Annotated in this window: 9 protein-coding genes and 3 pseudogenes; 7 read left to right on the top strand and 5 right to left on the bottom strand. The window is 68.0% G+C overall.

Features of this window, described 5'->3' with window-relative positions; translation table 11 throughout:
* Nucleotides 1–443 precede the first annotated feature (443 nt).
* Nucleotides 444–1,250 carry an alpha/beta hydrolase gene (locus tag M2157_RS47695; protein ID WP_280868783.1) on the top strand — a complete coding sequence of 269 codons (807 nt, stop codon included), beginning with the start codon at nucleotides 444–446 and terminating at the stop codon, nucleotides 1,248–1,250.
* Nucleotides 1,251–2,040: 790 nt separating this feature from the next.
* Here the strand turns inward: M2157_RS47695 and M2157_RS47690 are convergent.
* On the bottom strand, nucleotides 2,041–2,508 hold the full coding sequence (locus M2157_RS47690; RefSeq protein ID WP_280868611.1) for a MarR family winged helix-turn-helix transcriptional regulator: 468 nt from the start codon (nucleotides 2,506–2,508) through the stop codon (nucleotides 2,041–2,043).
* Nucleotides 2,509–2,610: 102 nt separating this feature from the next.
* Here M2157_RS47690 and M2157_RS47685 point away from each other — a divergent pair.
* From M2157_RS47685 to M2157_RS47660, 6 genes and pseudogenes are all read left to right on the top strand, one after another.
* A pseudogene (locus tag M2157_RS47685) lies at nucleotides 2,611–2,820 on the top strand (amidohydrolase family protein); the annotation flags it as partial.
* Between the two features lie 268 nt (nucleotides 2,821–3,088).
* A pseudogene (locus tag M2157_RS47680) lies at nucleotides 3,089–3,315 on the top strand (DnaB-like helicase C-terminal domain-containing protein); the annotation flags it as partial.
* A 762-nt stretch (nucleotides 3,316–4,077) separates the two neighbouring features.
* Nucleotides 4,078–4,281, top strand: coding sequence for a hypothetical protein (locus M2157_RS47675; protein ID WP_280859260.1), 204 nt, complete (start codon nucleotides 4,078–4,080; stop codon nucleotides 4,279–4,281).
* A gap of 488 nt (nucleotides 4,282–4,769) precedes the next feature.
* A complete protein-coding gene (locus tag M2157_RS47670) occupies nucleotides 4,770–5,456 on the top strand; it encodes a hypothetical protein (protein ID WP_280868610.1) in 687 nt (228 codons plus the stop codon).
* Nucleotides 5,457–6,118: 662 nt separating this feature from the next.
* Nucleotides 6,119–6,991, top strand: a complete 873-nt coding sequence (locus M2157_RS47665; protein ID WP_280859262.1) for a hypothetical protein — start codon at nucleotides 6,119–6,121, stop codon at nucleotides 6,989–6,991.
* On the top strand, nucleotides 6,988–11,004 hold the full coding sequence (locus M2157_RS47660) for a caspase family protein (RefSeq protein WP_280868609.1): 4,017 nt from the start codon (nucleotides 6,988–6,990) through the stop codon (nucleotides 11,002–11,004). The genes M2157_RS47665 and M2157_RS47660 overlap by 4 nt, the downstream gene beginning before the upstream one ends.
* Before the next feature lie 563 nt (nucleotides 11,005–11,567).
* Here the strand turns inward: M2157_RS47660 and M2157_RS47655 are convergent.
* The 4 genes and pseudogenes from M2157_RS47655 to M2157_RS47640 all read right to left on the bottom strand — a co-directional run bounded on the left by M2157_RS47655 (nucleotide 11,568) and on the right by M2157_RS47640 (nucleotide 13,505).
* Nucleotides 11,568–11,816 (bottom strand): hypothetical protein, encoded by a 249-nt coding sequence (locus M2157_RS47655; RefSeq protein WP_280859265.1) that lies wholly within the window; start codon nucleotides 11,814–11,816, stop codon nucleotides 11,568–11,570.
* 138 nt (nucleotides 11,817–11,954) lie between these two features.
* A protein-coding gene (locus M2157_RS47650; protein WP_280868608.1) for an IS5 family transposase occupies nucleotides 11,955–12,748 on the bottom strand; the annotation gives its coding sequence in 2 pieces (ribosomal slippage) (nucleotides 11,955–12,428 and nucleotides 12,431–12,748; 792 coding nt in all).
* 81 nt (nucleotides 12,749–12,829) lie between these two features.
* Nucleotides 12,830–13,234: pseudogene (locus M2157_RS47645) on the bottom strand (oxidoreductase); the annotation flags it as partial.
* A gap of 52 nt (nucleotides 13,235–13,286) precedes the next feature.
* Nucleotides 13,287–13,505: a hypothetical protein gene (locus M2157_RS47640; RefSeq protein ID WP_280859267.1), complete on the bottom strand. Its 219-nt coding sequence runs from the start codon at nucleotides 13,503–13,505 to the stop codon at nucleotides 13,287–13,289.
* Between the last annotated feature and the right edge of the window lie 231 nt (nucleotides 13,506–13,736).

Genomic DNA, 13,736 nt, shown 5'->3' with positions numbered 1-13,736 from the left:
GCTGCTGCCATGCGCTCCGGCATGCCCATGAAGTGACCGGATTCCGCCCGGAGACAGCCGATGGGACGGTGGAGGTGGACGCCCCCAGCCCGCTACCCCCCTGCCCCTGCGGGATCCCTCAGGTACCGGGCGGGCTCGCAGCGAAGTGCAGACCCCTGCGGCGGGCCAGACGGTGACAGCCGTCGTACCGTGTCCCACCACCCATGCGGCGGCAGCCGCAGAAACCGACGTGACGACGATGAGCAGGAGGGTGGCCGCCGGCCTTGAGGGCTACTGGCGAAATGCGGCTCCTCAGGTGGCGGAAGGCCCATCGCCCCGGTTAGCGGGCGGGCAGCCAAGTGGATGCTCACGCACCTGGGCGCTCAGCTGCACCGTCGCGTTGCGGGTCATTGCATCGGCTGCGGAGACTGAGGAGGAACGGCGGCATCCCAGAAAGGCTTGCGATGGGCGCATATGTGGAGCTACCCGGCGTGACGACGTGGTACGAGGCAGAGGGCGCCGGCGACCCGCTGCTCCTGCTTCACGGCGGCTTGTGCACGAACGAGACCTGGGGAGCCCAGCGGGCCGAACTCGCGGCGAGGTACCGCCTGTTCCTCCCCGAGCGCCGCGGCCACGGGCATACACCCGACGTTGAGGGACCGCTGTCGTACCAGGACATGGCCGACGACACCACCGCCTTCATCGAGTCGGTCGTCGAAGGCCCGGCCCATCTCGTCGGATGGAGCGACGGCGGGATTGTCGCCCTGCTCGTCGCCATCGCCCGCCCGGACCTGGTCCAAAAGGTCGTGGCCATGGGGGCCAACTTCCTCCCCGGCCCGGAAAGCTCTGCGGCGCCGGCGTTGCTGGACCACATGGCGGCGGATGCTCCCGATATGGCGGCCTTCCGTGAGATGTACGAAGCTGTGTCGCCGGACGGCGCCGAACACTGGCCGGTCATCGTGAACAAGACGCTCGACATGATCCGCACACAGCCGACGATCTCCACCGGCGATCTGGCCCGTATCAGCGCGCCCACAATCGTCCTCGTCGGTGACGACGACCTCATCACACTCGAACACACGATTGCCCTGTACCGTGCGATCCCCGACTCCGAACTGGCCGTCGTCCCGGGAACCTCGCACGCGCTGCCGATGGAGAAGCCCGAGCACGTCAACCGGCTCATTCTCGACTTCCTCACGAACGACCCGGTCCCCACGATGTTCCCCATCCGGCGCGCCACGGAGACGCCAACAGACGGCAGTCCGGCATAACGCCAGACGAGCCAACGGACGGCCCCGACGTACGGAAGCCGGGAACCCCCCACGCCTCAATGCGGGAGATCCACACAGAACGAGCCACGTTTCCGCAGGTCAACGGATTCCCTCGGTAGCTCCTTGAGGGGCCGGGGCGGGCAGGCGGCGGGGGGACACCTGCCCGTCCCGGAGACAACCACCCGCGCAACGGGGCTCGCGGGCCCTGCGGAGCCGAGTACACGGCTCACCGATGACAGCGCACCAGTGATCGTAAGTGGCACACCGCCAAGGCCACCCGTCCACACCCTCATATCGCGACGGCTTCACCGAGCCTGATCAAGCAGCCTCTGCCAGCAGCACAGGACCCGTATCCATCACTCCCAGCAGTCGCTGCACCGCCGGAGTCACCGGCCCGGATACCCAAAAACTCAGGGTGTGCCGATCGGACCAAGGCCGTGCCGGCGCCGACGGCCCTGCTTCGGCGGCTAGCTGAGGACATCATCCTTCCCGTTACGGACCTGGCAGCCGACGCCGATCCGTGCGCGGACTCCGCCGCCCTGGACGAGGTCGGGGGCGCGTGAGTGCGTCCCCAGCGCGATCTGGGGCGTCGCCAACACCATCATCCGGTTCACCGAGAACGTTCTGCGGCAGGAAGGCGAGGACGTTGAGTCACACGTCAAAGGGCTGATGCGGTCGGTTTCCAGGACTCTCGCCCTGTTCACGGGTGAGTGTCGGAATGGTAGGTCGTCCGTCAGCGTGATCGACGCCTGGGCTCCTGGCCGTGACTCGGTCTCGGGGCACTGCTCGTTCAATCGCGGCTCGTGGTCTGTTTCTTTGACCAGGCGGTGGCGTCGGCTCCGTATCGGGTCAGGAGCCGTGCGAACTGGGTCCGCTCCTGCGGTGACCAGGCGACGGTGATCTCCAGGAACGCTTTGCGCTGTTCGGCGGCGAAGCGGTTGCGTTCGGCCTCGCCCTGCTCGGTGAGTTCGAGGACGGTACGGCGTCCGTCGGACTGGGATGCCGCCCGCCGCAGCAGCCCGTCCGCTATGCAGGCGGCGACGGTCCGGCTGGCCACCGGCTGCGCGACGCCCATCTCGGTGGCCAGCCCGCCGACGGTCATCTCGCCCGGCGTGTCGGCGATGACGTTGAGCACGAGGTTGCGGGAGAGGTCCTTGCCCGATGCCGGTGCGCGCCGCCGCAGACGGGACAGCGCCGGGCCGATCTGATCCAGCGCCGGGTCGTCGGGGGGCTGCTCGGAGGAGGACGTGCTGCTCATGTGCCGAGTCTAGGCCCGGCCGGCACATTTGCATACCATTCAATAAGTACATAGCATCGGGTATGTAAATTTTGAACGAGCTAGGAAATGAGGCGGACCGCCATGGCGCTCACCGCGATCACCAACGCGCAGATCTTCGACGGGGAGAAGGCGGTCGGCGTGCGGACCGTGGTCATCGACGGCGGGAGGATCGCCCGCGTCGGTGGCGACGCTCCCGAGGGCAGCGAGATCGTCGACGGAAGCGGCGCCACACTGCTGCCGGGACTCATCGACGCCCACGTCCACTCCGCCCCGGGCTCCCTGGCGCTCGCCCCCTACATCTCCACCGGCCGCCCCACACCCCAGCCCCACACCGACACCACGCCCTCGCACACACTCCCGGCCTGAGTCCCTTGAGTCCCTTCCCGGCATCACTGACCGCCGTGACCTGCATGTTTACAAGGGACCGAACGTCAGGGGCTGAACGTGCAGAGGCCCTCCTCGATCGCCGGGGGTGGCGCCAGACGCTGCACAGGCGGTGAACCAACTCCGGTACGGCCTTCGTGCCCGAGGCCCAGTCGCAGTGCCGCGTGACCGACTGCGCACCGACAGAAAACTCATGATCAACGACCTGCGGGACTCCGGGGCCCTCGAGGACAACGCCGACGACGTGATCGTCCTGCACCGCGAGGACGCCTACGAAAGGGACTCTCCACGGGCCGGCGAGGCCGACTTCATCGTCACCAAATTCCGCCATGGGCCCACCGCGACCATCACCGTCGCCCTCCAGGGCCCTACTCCCGCTTCGTCGACATGTCCCAGACATAGACCAGCCTTGGATGCTGTACGCCTCCGAGACGACGCGCCGTACGGCGGTGGACCGGCAGCTGCACACGAGAGCGACCTCGCCAAACGTGAGAGTGGGTAAAGCAACGGCAAGGCGCCTCGTCCGGATCGGGGCGGCACAGCCGTTAACGCTGTAGGCGGCGACTACGGCAGCGATGCACTTGCCCTGTCGCGATCCGGAGGACGGTACATACGAACGGGCGACTGTCCGACCCAGATCACCGCGCAGTCACCACACGTTAGAGGTCGTTCTCGTTCCGAACCCCATGTGCGGTTTCCGCTTATCGCTCATGTCCGAGCCGTACCGGGGTCGGCGCTCTGGCCGGTCGGCCGCGTTCCCGAACCGATGGGCGAGACAGTCACACCCAGGAGTGGACGGACTGGACCCGGCAACCACGACCACGCGACACATCGACAACAGAGCCTCTTGTTTCTCGCTGGACTCGACAACCGCGAGCTACCAAGAGGCCCTTCCTCTATGCCCCACCAGCCAACAAGTCACCCGATCCAGGATCCCGTTCGAACCAGACCGAGCGCACGACCGGATATAGAACGGCCAGTCAGGGACGGCTAGGGGATGCAGCAATCGCCCTACTCGCCCCATGGGATCGTGGGGGCTGAGGCGATCAACTCCACGGCTCTAGACAGCCGCTTTGGAGCGAGCCCCTAAGATCACGGCCCCAGAGCCGCTCCGTTGATCGCGCGGTAGCGTGCCGCGCCGCACCAATTGACCTGGAGACATGCATGGCCAGCTACGAAGAGCACGAGCAAGCCGCCATCGAACTCTTGACGCCGCTGAGAGGTGCCATGGGAGGAACAGTCCAGCCTGACTACCGCTTGCAGATGGCTCAAGTGGAGGCGCTTCTGGCGCTCGCCGCAGCCATAGCCGGTCGCCACCAGGAGGGCGCGGCGCCGGGTCAGCCGCCGATCGGCCCTGCTGGCTTCTGACGAGGAAGGCCAGCCCACTTGCCCCAGGTGCGGAGCACTCAGTGGTAGTACTGGCCGCCAAGGACGTCCCAGAGGGTCCAGCCAGTTGCTCAGCGCCAGGGCCTGGCGCAGTCGATCCCCCGGCGGGGCGTCGAGGTCGTGGGCGAACAGTTCCAGCGCGAGGTCGCATCGGCGCTTGACGTGCAGCCCGTAGGACACGACAGCCCCGTCTAGGACACGACAGCCCCGTCACGGGGGCCGGTCGGGATGGCCGGGGCAGTCTCGGGAGCATCGTTCACATGTCGGCAGCTTATGCCCGTTCGACCTCGACGGCCGCGACCTCTACGGCGAACGCGGCCACGCCGAACTGGCCTTCACCAAGGGCCCCTTCGCCGAGTCCTGACCCCGACCCCATTCCGTCGAAGCCTGCGTGGTGACTGACGGAGGGCCAGGAGCAGCGGATCCGCTGCCACCTGTACGGTTCCGCCTTTCGCTGTTCTACTTGCGGAATGCGCTGGCGATACGGCAGTTCATGGTGTGTCGCCAACATTGTGTTCGGGTTGGTTCTCGTGGGTTTGGGCGCCTGGCGCATCGGGCCGGCGTATCACCGTGAGCACCAGCAACGGGTTGTGTCGGCGTGTATCGCCGAGCGTGGTGTCGAGCAGTGCCTGCCGGTGCGGACCGCCGCCATCACCAAAACAGTCAAGCTGAAGCAGACGTTCGGCGGGGACATGCTGGACGTGTATCTCGACGGGGCCTCGGAGCCGGCGTTCGAGATCTCGCCGCGCTGGAGCGAGCGGGACAGCTCGACAGTGGTCGTCGCCGACTTGCAGGGCGAGGTGTGGGCCTGGCAGGAGAGCGAGCACCATCGGTGGGAAGAACTGTACGAACCATGGCCGTGGTGGACACTCATCTATCTCACACTGATCCTGATCGGCGGCTGGTTCGTACTGAACTTCGCAAGCGAGCTGCTGATCCAGGGGCACGGCCGGTACAGAGAACTGGCCGAGAGGTTGGTCGCCCTGTACAGCGGGGGGAGCTTTGCGGGGATGGCGATCCTCGCCGGGTTCTCTCTCTCCTGGATCTTCGGGCTGGGCTCCATCGCCGTCGTGGCGCTGGCCATCGGTGTCAACGGCGCGGACCTCTGGCGCCATTGGCGAAGCGCCTGGCGCCGAGCCCGCCGTGTACCGCGTTGACCGTACCCGCACCCGCGTCCGTGCAGGACGGCAGTCACTTCTGCCCGGCGCACGGCCGCGGCAGGCAGGCGTGAGCACGGTGTCCTTGCGGAACCGCTTGGCCGGCTGAAGCGCCAGCAGCGGACCAAGGTGGCCGACACACGGCGGTCGGGGCTCTGCGAGCTGAGGCCCGCGGCCTGCACAGGGCCCTGACCCCCCTCTGGCGGCGAGGCACTCGGTCGGGTGTTGTCCCTGGACGCGAGCCTGGGCGACGGGCTTTCGCTGTACGACCTGGTCGCTGCCGATGGCGACCTGGGGTCGTGGGGAGTCTCGAAGCAGTTCCCGCTGGCGAGCTATGCGAGATGCCGGCCGGCGCGTCCGACAACGGCTGTTTCGAGGAGTACGCCGCCAACCCGGATCACTGGGGCAGGGTTCGGCATTCTGGGAATCACGAGGGTGTCGCTCGGTTCTGGGAAACGCTCGAGACGGGGGAGCGTCCGCCCATCCTCATCGACCGACGGGTGCTCAGCCCATCAGAAAGTGGTCTACAGGTGGTGGAAGGCAGAACGCGCGTCGGTGTTCTGAGATTGCGGGTGGAGTTTGCAGATCGTGATGTTCCGTGTCCTTTCTGCCCCTACAGTGCTGACCACGGCAGGCCGGGGGCGAGCACGGGGGCATGGGGCATGGCGCGCGTTGTTGGGGTGCACGGCATCGGCAAGCAGCTGCTGGGTGAGGAGACGCTGCGTCAGCAGTGGTTACCGGCGTTGAACGACGGTCTGAAGCGTGCCGGCGCGACGGAGCGGCTGGCGGACGCCGATGTGGCGATGGCGTTCTACGGGGATGTGTTCCGCCCGGAGGGCGAGTATCTGGCGGTGGGCGACCCGCCGTACACGTCGCAGGACGTGGAGGCCGGCTTCGAGGCGGAGTTGCTGCTGGCCTGGTGGCAGGCTGCGGCCGCCAGTGACCCGGGGGTTGTTCCGCCCGGTGCTGAGGACACGCTGGCGGGAACGCCGCGGTCGGTGCAGGCCGGGTTGCGGGCGTTGTCGGGGTCGCGGTTTTTTGCCGGGGTCGCGTTGCGGGCGATGGTCTCTGATCTGAAGCAGGTCCACCGCTACCTCCTTGATCCGCAGCTACGGGTGCGGGCCCGCGGGCGGGTGGCCGATCAGATCGGCGATGACACGCGGGTAGTTGTCGCTCACTCCCTTGGTTCGGTTGTGGCATATGAGGCGTTGTGTGCGCGGCCCGGGCACGGGGTGCGGGCGCTGGTCACGATCGGTTCGCCGCTGGGGATTTCGCATCTGATCCTGCACCGTCTGCAGCCGGCACCGATCCAGTTGGGCGGGCAGCCGCGTGGGGTGTGGCCGGGCGGGGAGCGGCTGGTGTGGACGAACCTTGCCGAGGACGGTGACGTGGTGGCGTTGGTGAAGGACCTTCGGCCGGCGTTCGGGCCGCTCGTGCGCTGCGCGCGGGTGCACAATGGCTCGCACGCCCATGATGCGGCCGCGTATCTGACGGACCGGCTGTGCGGGCAGGCGGTCAAGGACGGCCTGGCATGACCAGCACCGAGACTCCGGGGCAGCTGGGGGGTGAGGGTCCGCGCCGTTTCCTGATCGCCACCGCGATCTCCCGGTATCCGAAGTGTCCTGCCTGGGACCGGCCCGGTCTGGTGCAGGCCCGCGAGGCTGTCATCGAGCTGTTTACCGGTCAGCTGGGATACCGCCACCAGACGGCGCTTGGCCTGGATCCCACCCGCGGGCAGCTCACCGACCAGCTGCGGGCGTTTTGCAAGTCTGCTGACCGGCGTGAGGATGACCTGGTCGCGGTGTATGTGTCCGGGCACGGGGAGGTCCTCGAGGACGGGGGCGACCATGTGCTGTACACCTCCGACACCGATCCTGAGGACACCGCCTACACCAGCCTGCCGACTGTGGAGCTGGCGCGGGCGATGCTGCGTGACACACCGGTGCGGCGGCTGCTGCTGATGCTGGATACCTGCTACTCCGGGCAGGGCGGCAACGAGATGACCGCGGCCGCCCTGAACCGCATCAACCAGCAGTGGCGCAACGCGACCGGCTCAGGCTTGGTGATCATCTCCTCGGCGCAGTCCCACGAGCAGGCCAAAGCCGGGACGTTTCCCCAGCTGTTCACCGATGCGGTGAGCAGCTGGGCCACGGCCGGGCACGGGCCGCGGACGCTGTCGGTGTCCACGCTGGTCGAGCACATGAACAACAGCCCCGAGCGGCCTGGTCACCAGCGCATCAACCTCGCGTTGGTCGGCCTGAGCGGTGAACCACCCGCCTTCCTTACCAACCCCCGCCGCGACAGCGCTCTGACCGGTGTGGATCTGGCGATCCAGCACGCGGCGGAGTTCGATGCGCAGGCCAAACGTCGCGACACCGAGCTCACCACCCGCCTGCTGATGCGGGCCATGGGCTCCAGCGATCCCCGCCTGCGCAACTGGTGGTTCAGCGGACGCCAACGGGTGCTCGCCGACCTGGCCGCATGGCTGCGCGAGCCACGCGCGAATGGCAGCAGTATCTGCCGGGTGGTCACCGCCGGGCCGGGCTCGGGCAAGACGGCCGTGCTCGGGATGATCGCCGTTCTGTCCCATCCCGAACACCGCCTCACCGTCCCCACCCGCGCCCTGAACCTGTCCGCGAGCCTGATGCCAGACGAGGGCAGCGTGGACGTCGCCATCTACGCACAGAGCCTGACCAACACCGAAGTCCTGGCCGGCCTGGCCGCCGCAGCCGACCTGAGGGTGAACACGGTGGGCGAATTCCTACAAGCCCTCGCAGCACAAAAGCGCCCGCGGCCCTTCACCGCCCTGATCGACGCACTCGACGAAGCCGCCACCCCCGACAGCCTCTGCTCACAGATCGTGCGACCACTGATCCAGTACGGAAGCGGGCAGATCCGGCTGCTGCTCGGCACCCGCCCCTATCTCCTGGACTGCCTCGGCCTGACCGCCGCCACGCCTGCCTACCGTGAGCAGGTCATCGACCTCGACGACCCCCGCTACGCCGACCCCAGGGCCCTGCAGATCTACACCATCCGCAACCTCCTGGACGCCCAGCCCAACTCCCCCTACCGACACTGCCCCGCCGCCCTTAGACCAGTGGCCCAGGCGGTGAGTGAAGCAGCTGGCAACTCCTTCCTCGTCGCCCGCATCACCGCCGGCACCCTCGCCGCCGCCGAGACCGTCGTCGACGACCCCGCCGCCCCCCACTGGCGCGCTACTCTGCCCCGCCATGCCGGGGCGGCCATGCGCAACGACCTCACCCGTCGCCTCGGCAACGATGCGCAACGTGTCACAGACCTCCTGCGGCCGCTGGCCTTCGCCCTTGGTCAGGGCCTGCCCTGGGAAGACATCTGGGCCCCGCTGGCCTCCGAAATCTCCGGCCGGCACTACACCAACGCCGACTTGATGTGGTTGCGCCGCAACGCCGGCGCCTACGTCGTCGAAGCCACCGAAGCCGACCGCTCCGCCTACCGCCTCTACCACCAGGCCCTCGTCGAGCACCTCCGCGACGGCACTGACGCCGCCCACGTCCACGCCGCCTACATGAGCGTCCTCATCCAGGCCGTTCCCTATCACGCCGACGGCACCCGCGACTGGTCACGCGCCCACCCCTACACCCTTAACTACCTGGCATTTCATGCCGCCATGGCCGGGCGCCTGGACGAACTCCTCGACCACGACGGCTACCTCGTCCACGCCCATCCCCGTAGCCTGACCCCCCACCTCCATCGGGCGCGCAGCGAAACCGCCCGCCAGATCGTCGCCATCTACCGCTCCAGCCTGCCGCTACTCCTGGAAGCCACCCCGGACTCGCGTCGCCAGATTCTTGCCACTGACGCCGCCAGTCTTGGAGCAACCACCCTGCACCAACGCCTCGTCCACAACATGCCCACCGGCGTCTTGGCACCACGCTGGGCCATCGGCGGGGTCTCCCACCCAGCCCTCCGCGACACCATCTTCGGCCACACCGATGGGGTCAATGCGGTGAACTGCACGGACCTCAACGGCATACCCATCGCCGTCACCGGCAGCAACGACGGCACAGTGCGGGTGTGGGACCTGACCGCGGGCCGACAGATCGGCGAACCCCTCACCAGCCACACCGACGAGGTGTATGCGCTGGCCTGCACGGCCCTCGACGGCACGCCGGTCGCCGTCACCGGCAGCGATGACGGCACAGTGCGGATGTGGGACCTGGCCGCAGGCAGGCAGATCGGCGAACCCCTCACCGGCCACACCGATGCGGTGTGGGCGGTGGCCTGCACCGTTCTCGACGGGACGCCGGTCGCCGTCACCGGCAGCCACGACCGCACGGTGCGGGTGTGGGACCTGGACGCGGGCCGACAGATCGGCGAACCCCTCACCGGCCACACCCGCCCGGTGAATGCGGTGGCCTGCACGGCCCTCGACGGCACACCCATCGCCGTCACCGGCAGTGAAGACGGCACAGTGCGGGTGTGGGACCTGGCCGCAGGCCGACAGATCGGCGAACCTTTCACCGGCCACAGCGGCACCGTGTATGCGCTGGCCTGCACGGCCCTCGACGGCACACCCATCGCCGTCACCGGCAGCGATGACGGCACAGTGCGGATGTGGGACCTGGCCATCGGCAGCTGGGGCGTGATCATCGGTGAGCCCCTCATCGGCCACACCAGCGAGGTGTGTGCGGTGGCGTGCACCGTTCTCGACGGGACGCCCGTTGCCGTCACCGGCAGCACCGACCTCACGGTGCGGGTGTGGGACCTGGACGCGGGCCGACAGATCGGCGAACCCCTCACCGGCCACACCGGCACGGTGTGTGCGGTGGCGTGCACCGTTCTCGACGGGACGCCGGTCGCCGTCACCGGCAGCCACGACCGCACGGTGCGGGTGTGGGACCTGGACGCGGGCCGACAGATCGGCGAACCCCTCACCGGCCACACCCGCCCGGTGAATGCGGTGGCCTGCACGGCCCTCGACGGCACACCCATCGCCGTCACCGGCAGTTGGGACGGCACGGTGCGGGTGTGGGACCTGGACGCGGGCCGACAGATCGGCGAACCCCTCACCGGCCACACCGATGCGGTGCATGCGGTGGCGTGCACGGCCCTCAACGGCACACCCATCGCCGTCACCGGCAGCGATGACGGCACGATGCGGGTGTGGGACCTGGCCGCGGGTCGGCAGATCGGCGAACCCCTCACCGGCCACAGCGGCACGGTGTGTGCGGTGGCCTGCACGGCCCTCGACGGGACGCCAGTCGCCGGCACCGGCGGCCGGGACGGCACGGTGCGGGTGTGGGACCTGGCCGCGGGCCGACAGATCGGCGAACCCCTCACCGGCCACACCTATGTGGTGTATACGGTGGCGTGCACGGTCCTCAACGGCACACCCATCGCCGTCACCGGCAGCGATGACGGCACGATGCGGATGTGGGACTTGATAACCGGCCACAGCGACGTCCAGGCTCACCACATGCCGTCTCACGGTCTCGCCGTTGCCTGGGCAACTGACCACTCACTAATCGTCGCTACGACTTCGCGCCTAGTGCTTTACAAGCGTCGGTAGGGTTCGGCAGGACCAGCCAAGTCCGCCGACCCGACCCCGGAACCCGCCAAGCCCTCGACGACCAGTCCGGCGTCCCACTGTGGTGGTCCTCCCCCACGATGCCGTCCGGGACGTCGAACACTGTGACAGATATCGCGCTTCGGCTCAGGCCGGCACCTATCTTCCCCGCTGCCTCAAGGGACGATTTCGAGCCCGGCGAGACTCGGCGAAACTCACTGGAACTTACCGGAACTCACTAGAACTCACCCTTCTGGGTAGGCCGGAATGTGAGGGCGCGGAAGAACGAGCGCTGCGCTTCCGCTATAAAGTGACCGGAGTCACACGATATCACTTTTGACCTGCGGTTTTGTTGGCACAGAGACGTCAGAAGTACGCGAGAAGGTAGTGAGAGTGCAGCCAAAGTGTGTCTGTGAGCGCTGCATTCCCTCCTGAGCGAGTACAAATTTCTGCCGCCCCGTCGATAGACTCCGGAAAGCGCGAAAGGAGCCCTGCATCCCAACGGGTTTCTCAGGCCACTTAGAGCTCGTAACACGATCTTGGGCTAGCAGATGGTTCAGCAGACGTCAGGGGATTGCCCGAGGCAGTTCGTTCTCTTGTGCGGGCGAATCCGGCAGCCGCTGAGATGCCAGTGACGATGGACGAGCCGTCAAGCGCAGCTCACCCCAAGGCATGAAGTCGAGCGCGACGGCATCGAGCATGCTCCCGATCGGTGGGAAGTCCTCTGGGCGTGGGTGTTCCAGGCTGTCGGTGAGGTTCACGAAGTCGATGAAGGCCGGAACAGCGGATGCTGGAGCGACCACCTCGACTTCCACGCCGAATCGTCCTCGATGCCCTGTCACTCGGCAGTGGACTATCTCAAAAGCGCGGAGCCCGCTGTTGAGCCAGAGTTGAGGTGTGTCAGTCACAGCTGATCAGCGTAGGAGGGCTCAGCCTGATCGCGCACGCCGTCATCAGAGTCTTCTCCAGCAGATGAGTCCGCAGGCGAGTGAGACGAGGGCGTCGTGCAGGTCGAGGCGTCGGTCCCAGCGGATTGCGAGGCGCTTGAACTGGTGCAGCAGGGCGAAGGTCTGCTCGACGACGTAGCGGAGCTTGCCCAGGCCCTCGATGTTGGGGCTGCCCTTGCGGCAGATGACCGGCAGGATTCGGCGCTTGCGCAGCTCCCGGCGGTTGGGGTTGCTGTCGTAGCCCTTGTCGCCCAGCAGGGCATCGTGGCGCGCGCGAGGACGCCCCATGCGGCCGGCTACTGGCGGGATGCCGTCGACCAGGGCGAGCATCTGAGTGACGTCATTGACGTTGGCCGCGGTGGTGATGACCGCGAACGGGGTGCCGCGTCCGTCGCAGATCAGGTGGTGCTTACTGCCGGTCTTGCCCCGGTCGACCGGGGACGGTCCGGTCGCCTCGCCCCCTTTTTCGCCTTCACATGGGAGGCGTCCACGCAGGCGCCCGACCAGTCGATCTGGCCGGCCGCGTTCAAATCGGCCAGCAGTATCCGGTGCAGCTTCTCGAAGACGCCGGCCTCGTGCCACCGGCCCAGCCGCCGCCAGCAGGTCTGCCCCGAGCCGAAGCCCAGCTCCAGGGGCAGCTGCTGCCACGTAATTCCGGTGTACAGCACGAACAAGATGCCCTGCAGGCACCGCCGGTCGTCCACCGGACGCGGCCCCGGCGACCGCTCCGGCCACTTCGGCAGCAGCGGCTCGATCACCGCCCACAACGCATCGTCCACGATCCACGGCCTGTTGCTCACACCTTCACGAACAGCCAAATCGACACACCGGACACGCTCGCCAGCGACGAATCACAAGATCGTGTTACGAGCCCTTATTGCTCATGCCCGTCCTAGGGCGTCGAGCAACTCGCGCTCGCGCTGCGCGCTGAGGCCTGCGCGCCTCTCCCGGTCCAACCCCTGCTCGCGTTCCCAGCGCAGCGTGTCGGCCAGCATCTCCGACCGGGACCGGTGACGCAGCCCCGCGGCTTGCGCCGAGGCCCCGTCCCGGGCCGACCACCCCTCCAAGCCCGGCTCAACCAGCCGCATCGCCAGCGATTCGGACCCCATGTACTGGGCCACGCCGTGGGCGAGCAGCCACGCCGATGCGGCGGTGACCACCCGACCGGTGTGCCCGCCGGCGGCGCGGGACAGCTCGATCCACTCTTCGAACGCAACGACAGGGCCGACAGTGTTGTACGCGCCGGTGGTTCCCGTCTCCGCGGAGTCGAGCAGCCAGGAGGCGAGGGCCGCTCAGGCTCTCCGGACCCGGCCGCGGCACCGCCGCGGGGGCATCTGGTCAACTGCTCGCCACGGCGGCGGGGTTGAGGCCGTAGGCCGCCTGCACCGCCGCGATCGCCTGTTCATAGGTATCGGTCTGCGTGTCTATCGTCAGCTGCACACCCTCCCTTGTACCGGAGCCGTGGTCCCGGCCGGGCATGGCGGGCCCCAGACCGGGGCGGGTGCGGCGGACGTCGATGGCGGCAGCCCGTACCTCCCGGGCGCCGGTCCACTCCATCCGGAACTCCTGGTCGGGCAGCCGCCGGTGGCGGACCAGATGCTCGGCACCGTCGGCGACCGTCTCGGGGGGCCGCCATGAGGGTGCGCAGCACCGTGATAGCGGTGTAGAGCAGCACGTCATGGGGAGCGAACCCGGTCAGGTACCAGCCCTGGCCTTCCTCCCAGTCCAGCCGGACCCCGCCGCGGCCGCTAGGCGACAAATTCGGCGCTGGGGTGCAGCCCGCCAGCG

It is taken from the genome of Streptomyces sp. SAI-127, from assembly GCF_029894425.1.
In the GTDB taxonomy this organism is placed as follows: domain Bacteria; phylum Actinomycetota; class Actinomycetes; order Streptomycetales; family Streptomycetaceae; genus Streptomyces.
The sequence above is the reverse complement of the archived record's forward strand: the minus strand, read 5'-3'. Positions and strand labels throughout refer to the sequence as shown.